14 protein-coding genes are annotated in these 15,179 nt (G+C 60.2%); 9 read left to right on the top strand and 5 right to left on the bottom strand.

Annotation, left to right across the window (positions count from 1 at the left end):
- The first annotated feature begins 69 nt into the window (after positions 1–69).
- The 3 genes from ASN89_RS02505 to ASN89_RS02495 all read left to right on the top strand — a co-directional run bounded on the left by ASN89_RS02505 (position 70) and on the right by ASN89_RS02495 (position 2,493).
- Positions 70–1,221 carry a sensor histidine kinase gene (locus ASN89_RS02505; protein WP_200968951.1) on the top strand — a complete coding sequence of 384 codons (1,152 nt, stop codon included), beginning with the start codon at positions 70–72 and terminating at the stop codon, positions 1,219–1,221.
- A gap of 15 nt (positions 1,222–1,236) precedes the next feature.
- Complete coding sequence (locus tag ASN89_RS02500) at positions 1,237–1,494, top strand: DUF1488 family protein (RefSeq protein WP_034756033.1); 258 nt, start codon at positions 1,237–1,239, stop codon at positions 1,492–1,494.
- A gap of 306 nt (positions 1,495–1,800) precedes the next feature.
- Entirely contained in the window at positions 1,801–2,493 is a 693-nt protein-coding gene (locus ASN89_RS02495; RefSeq protein WP_034756036.1) for a DUF3334 family protein, read from the top strand.
- 77 nt (positions 2,494–2,570) lie between these two features.
- Here ASN89_RS02495 and ASN89_RS02490 read toward each other — a convergent pair whose 3' ends face one another.
- The 3 genes from ASN89_RS02490 to ASN89_RS02480 are packed head-to-tail and all read right to left on the bottom strand — an operon-like array spanning position 2,571 to position 4,298.
- Complete coding sequence (locus ASN89_RS02490) at positions 2,571–3,017, bottom strand: GNAT family N-acetyltransferase (RefSeq protein WP_046682785.1); 447 nt, start codon at positions 3,015–3,017, stop codon at positions 2,571–2,573.
- A 48-nt stretch (positions 3,018–3,065) separates the two neighbouring features.
- Positions 3,066–3,737: a hypothetical protein gene (locus ASN89_RS02485; protein ID WP_058048150.1), complete on the bottom strand. Its 672-nt coding sequence runs from the start codon at positions 3,735–3,737 to the stop codon at positions 3,066–3,068.
- Between the two features lie 12 nt (positions 3,738–3,749).
- Entirely contained in the window at positions 3,750–4,298 is a 549-nt protein-coding gene (locus ASN89_RS02480; RefSeq protein ID WP_058048149.1) for a DUF2939 domain-containing protein, read from the bottom strand.
- A gap of 1,126 nt (positions 4,299–5,424) precedes the next feature.
- On the opposite strand from ASN89_RS02480, the gene ASN89_RS02470 reads away from it, so the two are divergent.
- The 5 genes from ASN89_RS02470 to ASN89_RS02450 all read left to right on the top strand — a co-directional run bounded on the left by ASN89_RS02470 (position 5,425) and on the right by ASN89_RS02450 (position 12,371).
- Entirely contained in the window at positions 5,425–7,296 is a 1,872-nt protein-coding gene (locus tag ASN89_RS02470) for a polysaccharide deacetylase family protein (protein WP_052755585.1), read from the top strand.
- Between the two features lie 519 nt (positions 7,297–7,815).
- Positions 7,816–9,414, top strand: coding sequence for an ABC-F family ATPase (locus tag ASN89_RS02465; protein ID WP_034756044.1), 1,599 nt, complete (start codon positions 7,816–7,818; stop codon positions 9,412–9,414).
- A gap of 202 nt (positions 9,415–9,616) precedes the next feature.
- Positions 9,617–10,750 carry a quinolinate synthase NadA gene (gene nadA / locus ASN89_RS02460; protein WP_034756048.1) on the top strand — a complete coding sequence of 378 codons (1,134 nt, stop codon included), beginning with the start codon at positions 9,617–9,619 and terminating at the stop codon, positions 10,748–10,750.
- A complete protein-coding gene (gene nadC / locus ASN89_RS02455) occupies positions 10,747–11,613 on the top strand; it encodes a carboxylating nicotinate-nucleotide diphosphorylase (protein ID WP_058048147.1) in 867 nt (288 codons plus the stop codon). Before nadA ends, nadC begins: the two co-directional genes overlap by 4 nt.
- Positions 11,613–12,371, top strand: a complete 759-nt coding sequence (locus ASN89_RS02450) for a substrate-binding periplasmic protein (RefSeq protein ID WP_046682779.1) — start codon at positions 11,613–11,615, stop codon at positions 12,369–12,371. The genes nadC and ASN89_RS02450 overlap by 1 nt, the downstream gene beginning before the upstream one ends.
- 53 nt (positions 12,372–12,424) lie before the next feature.
- On the opposite strand, the gene ASN89_RS02445 is transcribed toward ASN89_RS02450, so the two are convergent.
- On the bottom strand, positions 12,425–13,318 hold the full coding sequence (locus ASN89_RS02445; RefSeq protein WP_058048146.1) for a neutral zinc metallopeptidase: 894 nt from the start codon (positions 13,316–13,318) through the stop codon (positions 12,425–12,427).
- 153 nt (positions 13,319–13,471) lie between these two features.
- Between ASN89_RS02445 and ASN89_RS29370 the strand changes: the two genes are divergently transcribed.
- Positions 13,472–14,365: a GNAT family N-acetyltransferase gene (locus tag ASN89_RS29370; protein ID WP_082127598.1), complete on the top strand. Its 894-nt coding sequence runs from the start codon at positions 13,472–13,474 to the stop codon at positions 14,363–14,365.
- 9 nt (positions 14,366–14,374) lie between these two features.
- On the opposite strand, the gene ASN89_RS02435 is transcribed toward ASN89_RS29370, so the two are convergent.
- Entirely contained in the window at positions 14,375–15,073 is a 699-nt protein-coding gene (locus ASN89_RS02435) for a DAPG hydrolase family protein (RefSeq protein ID WP_046682777.1), read from the bottom strand.
- Positions 15,074–15,179: the final 106 nt, after the last annotated feature.

Genomic DNA, 15,179 nt, shown 5'->3' with positions numbered 1-15,179 from the left:
GACGGTGGCTTGCGTGTGCTACCGGTAGTCTTGGTTGCTTGTCAGTCATTATAGATAGCAGGAAACAGCATGATGCATTTATTCCTAGCGGATAATCGCGCCGAGCTTGAGCGCCGTTGCCGTGAAAAAGTCGCCAAGAGGCCCTTGCGCTTGCCGAGCGAGCGTCAGTTGCAACATGGCGTTCCCATCTTTCTCGATCAGCTGATCCGTACCCTGAGGGCGGAAGAAGCAGGCAAGATAGCGCAAAGCCTGGCCATTTCCGGCCCCGCCGATGGCAGTGCGAAAGGCACATCGGAACTGGCCCACAGTGCCGCGACGCACGGCGGGCAATTGCTGGCGCTCGGCTATTCCGTCAGCCAGGTCGTACACGACTACGGCGACCTGTGCCAGGCTGTCAGCGACCTTGCCGTGGTCATGGAGGAGCAATTCTCCGTCGAGGAATTCAGGACGCTGAACCGTTGCCTCGACAACGGCATCGCCGAAGCCGTGTCCGAATTTATCCAGCGGCGCGATGTGCTGATCGCTGACGAACAGGCATTGGCACTGAGCCAGCGCATCGGCTACCTGGGCCATGAACTGCGCAATCACCTGGGAACGGCCAGCCTCGCCGTCGCCGCGCTCAAGCACGGTGGCATGGGTCTGTCGGGCGCGACTGGCGCCGTGCTCGACCGCAGTCTGGTGGGTTTGCGCACCCTGATTGACCGTTCCCTGGCGGACGTGCGGGTCGAGGCGGGCCTGACCTTGCAACGTTCGTTTTTTTTCTTGAACAACTTCATTAGTGAACTGAGCTATTCGGCTCGCCTGGAAGCGGACTTGCTACGCTGCACCCTGGTCGTGGAAGAGGTCGCCCCCTTGCTGCGGCTCAATGCGGACAAGGATTTGCTGCTCTCCGCCGTGGGGAACCTGCTGCAGAATGCCTTCATGTTCGGCTCGCGGAATGGCACCGTGGTTCTGCGCGCGTATGCCAGCGGCGAGCGGCTCAAGATCGAGGTGGAGGACAACGGCGCCGGCCTGTCGTCAGAGGCGGCGGATGACATGTTTCTGCCATTTACGCAAGGCGGCGCGAACAATAGCGGCCCGGGATTAAGCCTGTCGATTGTCCGGCGCAGCGTGGAGGCGAATGACGGCGTATTGAGCGTGGAAAGCGTCCTTGGTCATGGCTGCGTCTTCATCATCGACCTGCCACGGCATGCCGATCCGGCCTCCATGTTTGCCACATGAACGGGAGGTCTGCCCATGCCCTATGAAATTCTCCGCGACAGCATCGCGCTCGAGCAGGCGGGTGACGCCATCCGCTTCCATTTGTCCGTCTTCGGGGCGGAAAAGACTTGCCGTATCACCGTCACGGCCTTGCATAGCCTGGATCAGGGACAGGGCGGCGACTTGTTGGCCATCTTCGACACCCATCGCCTGCGCATCGGCCAGCGCGCCTTCTCCTACCTGAGCCGCGATTTGCTGGTCAGCGGCGTGGTCTTGCGCGCCCTTGATTTCTAGTCACTTTTTCCTGCGCTGATGCGCGCGCCTTGGCCAGCTATGGTATTTCCGCACAGATCGTCAAGTAAATGCAGGTATGGCTGGACGGAAATGTTACATCTGGGTATTCTGCGCATCTGATACTTATTTCTATACAGAAAAAGTTAAGAGGGCGGTTCGGGCCAGCGGCAACGCGGCGCGCACTGCCAAGCAAGGTCAGGCATGCAAAGGTGAAGTCGTCCGCTTGCTGAGCGAAACGGTCGTGTTTCGGCTCGCGGCGGACAGGGAACAGTGCTGTCATCTTTAAAATAGTAGGAGAGGTTGCTCATGGATGCAGAAAAGGATGTTGTGTACGGTACAGAAGATTTGTTGATGAGTTTGTGCAACTCGGTGGTTCGGGTGCTCAACGTTGCAACGCAAAGCAAGGTCAATTACTCAGGCATGGTGCAGCGCATCACCAAGACGGGCCTGAAGCCGGACATCGGCTGCTTCGTGATGTTCGATGGCGGTTTCACGGGCCTGGTCGTGCTCAATTTTGCCGCCGATACGGCGATGGAAATCTACGAGCGCTACATGTTGCACATGGGTATGCCGAAGTCGGAGCTGGCCAGCTTCTACACGTCGGACGAAGTGTCGAACATCATGGGCGAGCTGATGAACCAGATCGTCGGCGACTTCACGGGCAAGGTACGGCGCGAGCTGCAAACGAACATCACCCAGAGTCAGCCGAAGATGCTGGTGCTGAACAAGCAGGTGATGCTCAGCGTCGACACGCCGCTGGACCGCCCGGAAATGCGCCGCGTCACTTTCTACACGGAAAAGAACAATATTTTCTATCTGGAACTGGCGATCGACCGTACCGAATTCATCAAGTTGCACGATTTCGATTCGCGCGAAGTCGATGCCGACTCGCTGATGGATGGCGAATTCGCGAACCGCGAACGGAACGCCGCCCCGGCGCCTGCGGCGGAACCGGAAGACGACGACAACGCCGACCTGCTCAAGTCGCTGGGCATGTAAGCAGAGCTTGTTGACAGTACTAGAGTGCTTGACAATGGCTGGCGGCAGGTTTGCCGCCGGCCATTGTCATTTACAGCCTACAAGGTCTTGCTCATGAATACCCGGCTCGTCCCTTCGGGACTGCAGGCAATGTTGCCGAAGCGGCGCCAGCCGCGGCGCTCGTAAAATTCGGGTGCCTGGAAACTGATGGTGTAAAGCACCGCCGAGGCACAGCCGCGCCGGCGTCCTTCCTCTTCGAACTGCGCCAGTATCTGGCTGCCCAGGCCCGAGCCCCGCATGGCAACGGGTAAATAAAACAAATCGAGAAACAGCAGGCCCAGCGAGGTCCGGCCCATTGCGCCGCCCAGCACCCGCTGGCTGTCGCGGTCGCGCACGACCACGCTCAATGCCTGTCTGTCCTGGTATCCCGTGATCGCATCGTTGTAGGCGTTCAAGCCCTCGAGGATGGTTTGCTCGACCTCCGCGTCGATCGTGGCGCTGACGCAGATAGTGTAGGGTAATGCAATGTGCGGGTGTGCAGGCATGCTGGGCAGGGCAATAGTGGATGACTGTATGAATATACAGTATTTTATCTATTCACGCCCGACTTGTTGCGGCAACGTCAATGTGTCCATGCAGCGCTTGCCGACCATGCCGCTTTGCTGGCTATCATCGAGCGACCAGTATTCGAGCGCATACGCATAGCTGCCATCGACGATGGTCAGCGTTTCCTTCTGGCGGCCGTTGGGCGCCTTGTAATACAGGCGCCGCGCGGGCCTGCCATCCACCGTCTGATTGAACGATTGCGCCGCCATGCCGGCGCGCTTGCCCGTCTTGCCTGCCATCGACATTGCCGTAATCGTCACGTAGGCCCGGTCCGGGCAGCGGGCCAGCAGGTGCGCGCCGCTGAGGATGGCGGGCTGCGTTTGGTCCAGCGGGAAGCCAAACGGCTGTATGCCGACGATATCCTGGCACCCCATCTGTCGCGCCAGGCCGGTCAGCGCGGCCGGATCGAGCGCGCTGCTATAGTGTTTTTCAGCGGCCTGCGCCTGGCCCAATGCCAGGCGGCGTTCCAGTTCGGCCAGCGAGATGTCGCTGGGCACGGGCAGCGGCGCGGGCGCATCGGGATCGGCGGCCTTCGACGTTTCCGCCTGCATGCGCGCGACAACCGAGTGGCTGCTCCCGGTTGTGCCATCGAGGGCGTGGGCGAATGGCGCGGCGCTGGCAAGGGCGATTGCCAGCGATAAAGCCGTGTGTTTCAGCATGAAATTTCCCGGTTAACGTGCAGCCATCGCCGACGCAATCTCGATCGAACTCAGTTTCCAGTCCCACACGCCATGGCGCTGCAGGACCAGCGCGCCTTCCTGTGCATTGCCGTCTTTCGCCCGCACGACGAAGGTGTTCACGCCGGCATAGCCTGCCGAATACTCGGCCTTTTTCTGCGCGCCATCGGCGGGCGCGTCCGCGTTCGTATTCACATCCGCTTGCGGGCTGACGGCGCTCTTGTTGACCAGCGCGACGACGCCTGCTGGCGAGACCATCGTGTCGACCATCTTGCCCAGCATGGCGCTGGCGATCGACTGGCCCAGTGCGGCCAGCGGGTTGTCGCTGCCGGCGGTCGCCGCGATGCTGCGCGCCATGCCCGCTTCCAGCTGTGTTTTGACGCTGGCGCGCAGGGCGGGGAAATCCACGTGTTCGGCCAAGGCGTCGGCATTGCGTTCGGCCAGCGCACTCTTGATCTGGTGCAAGGCATAGTAGGGCGAAGAATAGGCGGCGACGGCGACGGCAACGGCGGCCATGGCCGTGGCGATGGTAATTTTTTTCAAGTGATGCCTGTGAGATGAAAGTGATAGGAGTACCTGTCCCGCCATTGTACTGCGCGCTTGGCGGCGCCACGATGGCTGCGCTGCGGAGCCGGTCGTGCCGCTGGACGTTATCGGGTCGCAAAAGATGCGCTTGTCACGTCCCTGCCTGCGAAGACGGCGTGCCAGCGCAACGGTCTGATGCGGGCTGTGCCAAGACTATTGCTTGCATTAAATAGTCCCTGGAGACTGCCGGGCGTCGAGGAATTCGTTCGGTGCAACGTTCCTTGCCGCCGCGTCTGCGTCTTGCGACCGTCGATCAACGCGCGCACCACCGGGCGCCGAACAAAATAGGGTGCTCTTTTCCTTTCCCTCCGAGTCAAGGGTCGGGATGCCGACTTCGATGCCCGTGACCTGGCCCTTGATCCAGTCGCGCGGTACGGCAAGGACGGCTTGAGCGACGCGGCTTCCGTCAATACAAAGAACTTTCGATTTTGCTCAAGGAAGGTGCAGTGCGCGATGCGAGGATGGTCGCTCGGTAGGCTAACATGAAGAATGACTTTACACATCATCCCTAAAGCCGAACCGCCGCAATCGAGGGGCGTGCTCCGCGTCTCAGCCAGAAAGCCCGCCGACGTGCCAATGCCAGCGCTGCGGCGGGCGTGAAGTCACGGAAGCGTGGATCGGCACGATGCTGAAGGCGGGAAATTCATAAGCGGGACACGGCAGATTATCTGCGTTGGCTGCCTGCTCAAGGGGGAAAGGGCTGTCGTTATACAAAAGTAAGCCAGTCCGCTTCTGCGGATTTTTTTACGATCATTTCATGTCTGAGCGAGCTGTACGCCGACGACCGGGGGCTGGGTGCCCGCGATCAACTGGCGGAACGCGGGCGTGAATTGAACGAACGCGACCAAAGCCTGATCGCTGAGATGGACTCTGTCACCGAGCAGGCACGGGCCAACGAGTCCGAAGCGCATCGCCTGCGCGACGAAGCCGCGAGTCTTCAGACTGCCAAGGGCGCTGCTGCCGCACAGTCGCAAGTTGCACCGGCCACGGCCGAAAACCCAGTCAAGGCCGCCAAGGCGTCATCCCTGGCCAGCGCCGCCCCGCGCACAGGGGCATTTCACAAACTGTACTCCGGAAAGCCAATATGCCAACCATTCCCGCCGGCGGCACGCCGCAAACCATCACGTTGCCCGAGGGCCAGGTTCTGAATGCCAGCGGCAGCCCCGGTGCGGCTGCTGTCATCTACCGGCTCGACCAAGTGCTGGATGAAACGAATTTGCCGCAGTCATGGCTGGTCGGCGCTGGCGCGCTGGCGTCCATTGGGCCATATGCTGGTCAGGAGCGTTTTGTGGTGACGTGCATGGCAGGCTCTGTGGATGTTGCGACCAGCAGCGCATCACTCAATGACGCGGCAGTGGCGCTGGATGCGTTTGGCCGTGTTATCGGGGTCGGTGCATGGGGTAGTGCCACGGCAATTGAGCGACGCCCAGAATGGAAAAAAGATAATTTTCGTAGAAAGCGCTTTGCTGTGATCGATGATATGTCAGCGGCAGTTTCCGGTGCGATGCGCTGGACGCGGTTTGGCGGGACTGCAGCAATCTCTAATTCTCAAGAATTCGTCAAGGACTCTCTGGGATGCTTCAGCGCGATGAAAATTTCTGGGCTGTCCAGTTTCGAGCGACTGCAAGGGCCGTTGCAAAAACCGATTGTTCCCAGTGCCGGCACGGTCACGGTTCACCTCTACATTACCGAGATGCCCACTGACTATTCAAATACCCCACCTACGCCTCCCACATACCGTGGGTGTGGCGTTCAGGTGGTTCTGAGCGCCGACAGCGGATTTTCCCACACTACGGCCGCATCGTTCACGATGACCAGCGCGCAGTTTTTGCGCAGTGGCTGGAATGCGCTACAAATGAATAGTGCAGATGATGGAAGTCTGAATACTACGGGCGTGCCGGCATGGACGTATGGGGGCACGACGCCTGGCGGCGCAGATACGAGCTACCCATACATGCGCCTAGTCGTCAGTGGCATGCAGCCAATGGCCACGACGACACCGGTACTGTACTTGGGCGGCGTTTTTCAGGGCGGGGAGGGCCAAGCGGCCGTGCTGGTGAATTTTGACGATTGCCACCAAGATAGCGTGGACCTGTGCAATTTGTACCGCTCCTACGAAATCCCAGTTTCGCTGGGCGTGGTGACAGGTACCATTGGCTTGGGTAGTCAAATGTCGGAATCGCAGTTGCGTACCGTGTACGATGCCGGGACGGATTTGTTTGCGCACACGACGGACCACGTCGTACTCGACACCATTCCATTGAGTGCTGCTATTACCGAAATGGCGGATTCGCGAAGCTGGCTCCTCGCCAAGGGTTTTTCGCGTACCGCGGATGTTTTTGCATTTCCACAGAACGTAGGAAACGACCGACTGCTGGCTGCAGCAAAAGCAGTTGGCTATCACGTTTCTCGCTGGAGCCGGCCCGGCTGGCTACCTACCGCGCAGGGCATCGATAACCCGTCGGCCGTCGGCAGTCGTGACCTGGGCGGAAAAACGTTGGCACAGGTTAAAAAATGCCTCGACTCGGCAGAGCTGTACAAGTGCATCCAGATACTCTATGGCCATCGAATCACCTCCAAATCTGTCACGGCGATGACGCACGCTGGTGGCGTGGTCACGGTAACGTCTGCGGGGCATGGCTACCCGAACGGCAGCCTCGTACATCATCGCGGGGCAAATCAGATGGAATTGAACGTACCTGGCATCGTTGAGAACGCCGCAGCGAATAGCTATACGTTCAGGGCCACGGGCGTTACGGCGGGTACCGCGACGACTGCCAATGGCATGTGGTCATTCTCACCTGACTATCCTGCGGCCGGCGGCGTGCCACCGGGAACGCTGTACTGGAATTATTCGGACCACATCGCATTGTGCCAGGAAATTGCCGACCGGATTACCGCCGGCACTCTGGTGGCGATCAATTTTTCCACACTGCTAGATCGCTGCCGCGTATAGCAGGCAAGCGCACCAGATTTTAGGTGGTGCGGAGCATGGCGGACCCGTCTTGCGCAGCGCGGCGCTCAGGACTTGGACGAGGCTGAGGTCAATCACTTGATGCGGATGAGCGGTCTGTAAAAGGAAAAGGCGGCCACGGCTGTCACGCCCGATGTGCTCGACATCGGCTCCAGCGTCGCCAAGGCCAGGGAATTGCTCGACATTTTGACGGCCATCGACTCCGCCACGAAATCAGCCGCCGCTATCCGCCGTCATTTTGCGAATATTGCAAATGTCGTGCGAATGTCGGGTACCGCAGCTAAAGGTGGGTAAATCGACAGGTCAACGTTAAATCTTGCCTTGAAATCAATTTCCTATTTTTGGTGTGTTGGTGCTATCGATTGTTCACCGAAAATTGTTGAATATACAGTTGTAAGTCATTGTTTTAGGAGGTGTTATACAGTGGTTCATGGGGGTTGCTGTATAATGGAGGGAAAGTACTTAACTAGCTGTTTTAACTGAATAAAGACCCAATATCACATGCTATCTACAGCAAATATTACGATGCAGTTTGGCGCCAAGCCATTGTTTGAGAATATCTCCGTCAAGTTCGGCGACGGCAACCGCTATGGCTTGATCGGCGCCAATGGCTGCGGCAAGTCGACGTTCATGAAGATCCTGGGCGGCGACCTGGACCCGTCGGGCGGCAACGTCATGCTCGATACCAACGAACGCCTGGGCAAGCTGCGCCAGGACCAGTTCGCCTTTGAAGACATGCGCGTCCTCGACGTCGTCATGATGGGCCACACGGAAATGTGGGCCGCCATCCAGCAGCGCGACGCGATCTACGCGAACCCGGAAGCGACGGACGACGACTACATGCAGGCGGCCGAGCTGGAAGGCAAAGTGTCCGAATACGACGGCTACACGGCCGAATCGCGCGCCGGCGAACTGCTGCTGGGCGCTGGTGTCGCCATCGACCTGCATCAAGGTCCGATGAGCAATGTGTCGCCAGGCTGGAAGCTGCGCGTGCTGCTGGCGCAGGCGCTGTTCTCGAACCCGGACATCCTGCTGCTCGACGAACCGACGAATAACCTGGACATCAACACGATTCGCTGGCTGGAAGATGTGCTCAACGAGCGCAACTCCACCATGATCATCATTTCTCATGATCGCCACTTCCTGAACCAGGTGTGCACCCACGTGGCCGACATGGACTACGGCACCCTGAAGATTTATCCAGGCAACTACGACGAATACATGTTCGCCTCGACCCAGGCGCGCAACCAGCAGCTGGCCAACAATGCGAAAGCGAAAGACAAGGTTGCCGAGCTGCAGGAATTCGTGCGCCGCTTCGCCGCGAACAAGTCGAAGGCCCGCCAGGCGACGTCGCGCGCCAAGCAGATCGAAAAGATCAAGGTCGACGACATCAAGCCATCGTCGCGCGCCTATCCGTTCGTGCGTTTCGACGGCGAAAAGAAATTGCACCGCCTGGCCGTGGAAGTCGAGAATATCTCGAAAGGTTTCGACCGCCAGCTGTTCAAGAACTTCAGCATTATGGTGGAAGCAGGCGAACGCATCGCCATCATCGGCGCCAACGGCGCCGGCAAGACCACCATGCTGCGCTGCATCGCGGGCGACATCGCCGGCTTGCAGCCTGATCAAGGCCGCGTGAAGTGGGCGGAAAACGCCAACGTCGGCTACATGCCGCAAGATCCGACGGAAGATTTCGCCAAGGACACGAACCTGACCGACTGGATCGGCCAGTGGACGAAAGAGGGCGACGACGACCAGGCCGTGCGCTCCATCCTGGGCCGCCTGCTGTTTGGCGGCGACGATGTCAAGAAGGCTGTCAAGGTGCTGTCCGGTGGTGAAAAAGGCCGCATGATGTACGGCAAGCTGATGCTGGGCCGCCACAACGTGCTGATGCTCGATGAGCCGACCAACCACATGGACATGGAATCGATCGAATCCCTGAACATCGCGCTGGAAAAATACGCGGGCACCCTGATCTTCGTGTCGCATGACCGCGAATTCGTCTCCTCGCTGGCGAACCGCATCATCGAGATCAAGGAAGATGAAGTGGTCGACTACCGTGGCAACTATGAGGATTACCTCAAGAGCCAAGGTATTGATTAATTATGTAGGGTAACGTTGCGTCGGATTACGCGCTGTGCGCTAATCCGACCTACGCTAGTAGGCAGGCCATGTAGGTCGGATTAGCGTAGCGTAATCCGACAATGCCACCCAGCACCACACCGACGCGCCGCGGTCCATTCGTTCCGGCGCACCTGCTTCATTGCAATCGTGCCGGTCTATCCCGTTTTTGTTTGACACAGCCATGCAAACTTTAGCCATCAAATCCGTCGAGTACGAACATCCACAAGACGGAGCCAGCTGCACTGCCCACGCCTGGGCACGCACGCCAGCGACGCCGTCCCCGGCTGAAAAAGCCGAACTGATCACGCGCATCAAGCGCCTGCTGATCGAGCGCGAAGCCGTGCTCGTTGCCCACTACTACGTTGATGCCGACCTGCAAGACCTGGCCGAAGCCACGGGCGGCTGCGTCTCCGATTCCCTGGAAATGGCCCGCTTCGGGCGCGACCATCCGGCCAAGACCCTCGTCGTGGCTGGCGTGCGTTTCATGGGCGAAACGGCAAAGATCCTCAGTCCTGAGAAAACCGTCTTGATGCCCGACCTCGACGCGACCTGTTCGCTCGACCTCGGCTGCCCGGTCGATGAATTCACGGCCTTCTGCGACGCCCATCCGGACCGCACGGTGGTGGTGTACGCCAACACCAGCGCGGCCGTCAAGGCGCGTGCGGACTGGATGGTGACCTCGTCCATCGGACTCGACATCGTTGCTCACCTGCATGCGCAGGGCAAGAAAATCCTGTGGGCGCCAGACAAGCACCTGGGTTCGTACATCCAGAAGCAGACGGGCGCCGACATGCTGCTGTGGCAGGGTAGCTGCCTCGTGCATGACGAATTCAAGGGCATCGAACTCGATCTGCTCAAGGAAGAGTATCCGCAAGCCAAGGTACTCGTGCACCCGGAGTCGCCCGCGAACGTGGTGGCGCTGGCCGACATGGTGGGTTCCACGTCGCAAATGATTGCGGCAGCGCAAACCATGGATACGGATACCTTTATTGTCGCCACCGACAACGGCATCCTGCACAAGATGCGCGCCGCCGCGCCAGGAAAACGCTTCATCGAAGCGCCCACGGCCGGCAACAGCGCCACGTGCAAAAGCTGCGCGCACTGCCCGTGGATGGCCATGAATGGCTTGCTGAATCTGGCGCAGACGCTGGAAAACATGCACAACGAAATCCACGTCGATCCCGCCGTCGGCCAGCTGGCCGTGCGTTCGATCAACCGCATGCTCGACTTCGCCGCCGCCAAGAAGGCGGGCCTCAAGCCGGGTGCTGACCTGGCAAAAGAAACCACATTGTTCCAAGGAATCGGTCCAGCATGAGTACCCTCGTCAATTCTTTCGCTCCTTTCGATCCGGCCCTGGCGCGCGCGTTCGAAGGCAATTTGCTGGCCGCCTTGCTGGAAGACGTGGGTCAGTGCGACCTGACGGGCGAGCTGGTGCCGCCCGACCATATAGTCACGGCCCGTGTGATCGTGCGCGAAGCGGCCGTGCTGTGCGGCGCGCCATGGTTCGAAGGCATCATGAAAAGCCTGGACCGCAGCATCGATATTGCCTGGCATTACGCTGAAGGCGACATGATGACGGCCGACAGCGTCGTCTGCACGATTCAAGCGCCGGCGCGCGCCTTGCTCACGGCCGAGCGCAGCGCCCTCAATTTCCTGCAGTTGCTGTCGGCGGTCGCCACGGCCACGCGCCAGTATGTTGACGTGATCGCTGGCACCAAAGCGTCCATTTTAGATACGCGCAAGACCTTGCCGGGTCTGCGCCTGGCGCAAAAGTATGCGGTGCGCGTCGGTGGCGGCAAGAACCAGCGCCTGGCCCTGTACGACGGTATCCTGATCAAGGAAAACCATATCGCGGCGGCGGGCGGCGTCAGCCAGGCCCTGGAAAACGCGCGCAACCTCGATGCGGGCGTGCCCGTGCAAATCGAAGTGGAAACCCTGGCGCAATTGCGCGAAGCGCTGGATGCGGGCGCCGTCTCCGTCCTGCTCGACAACTTCAGCAACGACATGATGCGCGAAGCTGTGGCAGTGACGAACGGCCGTGCCTTGCTCGAAGCGTCCGGTGGCATCAATTTCGATACCGTGCGCGCCATTGCGGAAACGGGCGTGGACCGCATTTCGATCGGCAGCCTGACCAAGGATGTGCGGGCCACCGATTACTCCTTGCGCATCGTCGGCTGATGGAAAAAGCAGGGCGGCGCCTGCTGGCCTTGGCGTTGCTGTGGCCGGCATTTGCCGCGCCCCTGCAGGCACGCGAGCTGCTGGCCGTCGGCGCGCAGTTCGAGCGCGTGTTCGAATACCAGGACAGTGGTGAATATGGCGGCCTGGGCGCGGAACTGCTGCGCCTGATGGCGGCGCGCACGGGTAACACCGTGCGTTTTCGCATGGTGCCGTGGGCGCGCGCGCAAGCCATGCTGGTGCAGGGCCAGGCCGATATCCTGATCGGTCCCTACAAGACGCCCGAGCGTATCGCCAGCATGGCGTTTTCCGACAAGCCGTTTTACCAGGATCAGATGGTGTTTTATACGCGCCAGGACGCCAGCTTCGGCTGGGATGGTGACTACGCGGTGCTGAAGAACCGCAGGGTGGTAATGCTCAATGGCTGGGCCTATGGCGCGGACTGGGAAAGAGTGCGGCCCGATTTGCAGGTCAGCGTGGCCAACAATGTGGAAAATGGCTTGAAGATGCTGGTGCACAATCACGTCGACGTGTTTGTCAGCAACCGCCGCAATACCGACCCCGTCATCGCCCGCCTGGGCTATGGCCGTCAGGTAAAACCCCTGTCCAGAATCATCGAACTGCAAAACGGCTATTTCGCCTTCCCCCGCTCGCCCACTTTCGACAAGCTGCGCCTGCAGTTCGACCAGGAACTGAATAATCTGATCGAGACGGGTGAGCTGAAAAGACTGGGCAAGCGCTACGACGTCAGCGTGCCGTAACCGCTACGCATGCCGCCCCGCAGCGCGGCATGCGCGGGTGTTCGTAGGTGCTACTACAACTGGCGTGCCTCGAACGTGTTGCACTGGGCAATCTGGCCGCTCTCGATGCCCTTGGTAAACCAGCGTACGCGCTGATCCGAGGTGCCATGCGTAAACGAGTCCGGCACGACATGGCCTTGCGACTGGCGCTGCAGCGCATCGTCGCCAATGGCCGTGGCCGCTTTCAAGGCCGCTTCCACGTCGCCCTGTTCGAGGATCTTGCGGTCCTGGTTCGCGTGATACGCCCATACGCCGGCAAAGCAGTCGGCCTGCAATTCCAGGCGCACGGACATGGCGTTGGCCTGGCGCTCCGAGGCCGTGCGGCGTGCATTGTCGACCTTCTCGGACAAGCCCATCAGGTTCTGCACGTGGTGGCCCACTTCATGCGCAATCACGTAGGCTTCGGCAAACTCGCCCGAGACCTTGAAGCGTTGCTGCATCAGGTTGAAGAAATCGAGGTCCAGATAGACTTTCTGGTCGCCGGGGCAGTAGAAGGGCCCGCTGGCGCTCTGGCCCGTGCCGCACGCGGTCGGCGTGCTGCCCGAGAACAGGACCAGCTTGGGTTTCACATAGCTGCCGCCTTCGGCCTTGAACAGGGCGCTCCACGTGTCTTCCGTATCGGCCAGCACGGTTTTCACGAAGCGGGCCATCTCGTCCGATTCGGGTGGTTGGCGCGCCGGCGCCTGACTTTGCTGGGTGCTGACCTGGCCGCCACCGCCGCTGAGCAGGTTCAGCAGGGTCAGGGGATTGACGCCCAGCACATACGAGCCGACGAGGGCGATGACGATGGTGCCGATGCCGATCGAGCGCCCGCCAAAACCAAAGCCTCCACCGCCGCCTCCACCACCACCGTCTTCGCCACGGCGATCTTCCACATTGTCGCTTTCGCGATTGCCTTCCCATTTCATGATATTTACTCCTGCTGCGATTTGCGATTGATTGGTGACGCCTGAATATGTTTCTTGCGACGAATCTTGTTATTATCGCAGTAAACTGCGTCGCGAAAGAGGTGACAATGTTACCCTTTGCAACTTTCCACCCACTCCACAACAGGTACACGCATGGCGCTTGCCAACGATACACTCATTTCGCCAACGGCGGTGGTCCAGGCGCAACTGGACGCCTACAACGCGCACGACGTGCCGGCCTTGCTGGCCATCTACGCAGATGATGCGCAGCAATTCCAGCACCCCGATACCTTGCTGGCCCAGGGCAGCGCGCAGATCGGTCCCCGTTTCACGGCCCGTTTTGCGGCAAGCCGGCCGCGGGCGCAGTTGCTCAATCGCATAGCCTGCGGCAAGCTGGTGATCGACCATGAAATCGTCCATGGCGATACGGACGATGGCGTGTCGGCCCAGGAACTGGTGGCGACGTACGAGGTGGAGCAGGGACGCATCAGCCGTGCCTGGTTCAGCTTTGGCGCGTTGACGCGCTTGCGCGTGGCGCTGCCGGCCGACGTGCCGGCCATGAATGCGCTGATCGCCCGTTCCGGCGTGGCGCTGAGTGCGGGGTTTTATACGCGGGAACAGGCCGAAGCCGTGACGCGCCACGTGTTCGGCGTCGATACGCAGCTCGTTGCCGACCGGACGTATTTCGTGATCGAACGCGACGGCGCCATGCTCGCTTGCGGCGGCTGGAGCCAGCGCGCCACCCTGTATGGCGCCGACCGCGCCAAGAGCTGGCCGGATCCGCTGCTCGATCCGGCCAGCCAGCCGGGCCGCATCCGCGCCTTCTTTGTCGAACCAGGCGCCGCCCGCCAGGGCCTGGGCAGCATGCTGATGCGCCATTGCGAACGCCAGGCGCTGGCCGCCGGTTTTACCGCCCTGGAACTGGCCGCCACTTTGCCCGGGGTGCCGCTGTATTTGGCCAGCGGCTTTGCCGTGACGGAAGAGTTTCACCTCGACTTGCCCGATGACATCAAGCTGCCGCTGGCGCGCATGCACAAGCAGTTGTAAAACCATGTTTCACCAGGGCAGCGGCGCCTTTTCCCCGTTGGCATGCTCGCCGTAATACAGCGACGGCAGGAAGCGCGACAGATAGGTAAATTCGCTGTAGCAATGGCGCAGCAAATTCAGGCCCAGCACATCGGGCACGTCGCGCACGGGATTCAGGCTATTGCGGCCCAGCAAGAAGCGACTGCGCAGCACGCAGCCCGTAGGCGTGTCGCGCGTCAAATGCAGCATTTCGCCATCGAGCGGATCGCCCAGTGGGTCCAGTTGCACGTGCTCGCCAAAGCCGATGCGCGCGCAGATGGCGGCCGAGAGGGCGCCGCTTTCCTTGGCCTGCCGCAGTTGCGCCGGATCAAATACTTCCTTCGGATTATGGAACTTCAGCTTGGCTTTCACGGGCGGAATGTCGCCCAGGGACTCCACGGCCTCAATCGAGGCGCCATAGTAACTCTCTCCCTTTTTCCACGCACTGTTCCAGCCGTGATGGGCCACGTGATCGTGCGGATGCCACCACTTGATGTGCTGCGTCGTTTCGAAAAACGTAAACCACCAGTCCAGCATGCGCCCGCTGCAGCCGTGCAGTTCCGTGCGCGCCGCCACCAGCAGGCAACCGTCTTCCAGGCGCGTGATGCCCGTTTCCAGGCGCAGCGGGAACGGGTCGAGCAAGTCGCCAGTGCTGGTGATGCTCCATGGGAATTGAATATGCTGCGTCATGTCGTTCTCCTTTGTTGGGGTGAGCTGATTATATATTAAAGAAACGAATTGCGTTTCCTAAATATGTTTCAGTGTAAAATTGCCCATCGATCAAGCTTGGAGTCGG

This window comes from Janthinobacterium sp. Ant5-2-1 (assembly GCF_001445815.1).
Lineage (GTDB): Bacteria > Pseudomonadota > Gammaproteobacteria > Burkholderiales > Burkholderiaceae_D > Janthinobacterium > Janthinobacterium lividum_E.
This window is presented reverse-complemented; position numbering and strand designations above follow the sequence as displayed.

What these genes read in the sequence shown, in the direction of transcription:
- ASN89_RS02505 (WP_200968951.1), top strand. Translation starts at nt 70, where the DNA reads ATGATGCATTTATTCCTAGCGGATAATCGCGCCGAGCTTGAGCGCCGT.
- ASN89_RS02500 (WP_034756033.1), top strand. Translation starts at nt 1,237, where the DNA reads ATGCCCTATGAAATTCTCCGCGACAGCATCGCGCTCGAGCAGGCGGGT.
- ASN89_RS02495 (WP_034756036.1), top strand. Translation starts at nt 1,801, where the DNA reads ATGGATGCAGAAAAGGATGTTGTGTACGGTACAGAAGATTTGTTGATG.
- ASN89_RS02490 (WP_046682785.1), bottom strand. Translation starts at nt 3,017, where the DNA reads ATGCCTGCACACCCGCACATTGCATTACCCTACACTATCTGCGTCAGC.
- ASN89_RS02485 (WP_058048150.1), bottom strand. Translation starts at nt 3,737, where the DNA reads ATGCTGAAACACACGGCTTTATCGCTGGCAATCGCCCTTGCCAGCGCC.
- ASN89_RS02470 (WP_052755585.1), top strand. Translation starts at nt 5,425, where the DNA reads ATGCCAACCATTCCCGCCGGCGGCACGCCGCAAACCATCACGTTGCCC.
- ASN89_RS02465 (WP_034756044.1), top strand. Translation starts at nt 7,816, where the DNA reads ATGCTATCTACAGCAAATATTACGATGCAGTTTGGCGCCAAGCCATTG.
- nadA (WP_034756048.1), top strand. Translation starts at nt 9,617, where the DNA reads ATGCAAACTTTAGCCATCAAATCCGTCGAGTACGAACATCCACAAGAC.
- nadC (WP_058048147.1), top strand. Translation starts at nt 10,747, where the DNA reads ATGAGTACCCTCGTCAATTCTTTCGCTCCTTTCGATCCGGCCCTGGCG.
- ASN89_RS02450 (WP_046682779.1), top strand. Translation starts at nt 11,613, where the DNA reads ATGGAAAAAGCAGGGCGGCGCCTGCTGGCCTTGGCGTTGCTGTGGCCG.
- ASN89_RS02445 (WP_058048146.1), bottom strand. Translation starts at nt 13,318, where the DNA reads ATGAAATGGGAAGGCAATCGCGAAAGCGACAATGTGGAAGATCGCCGT.
- ASN89_RS29370 (WP_082127598.1), top strand. Translation starts at nt 13,472, where the DNA reads ATGGCGCTTGCCAACGATACACTCATTTCGCCAACGGCGGTGGTCCAG.
- ASN89_RS02435 (WP_046682777.1), bottom strand. Translation starts at nt 15,073, where the DNA reads ATGACGCAGCATATTCAATTCCCATGGAGCATCACCAGCACTGGCGAC.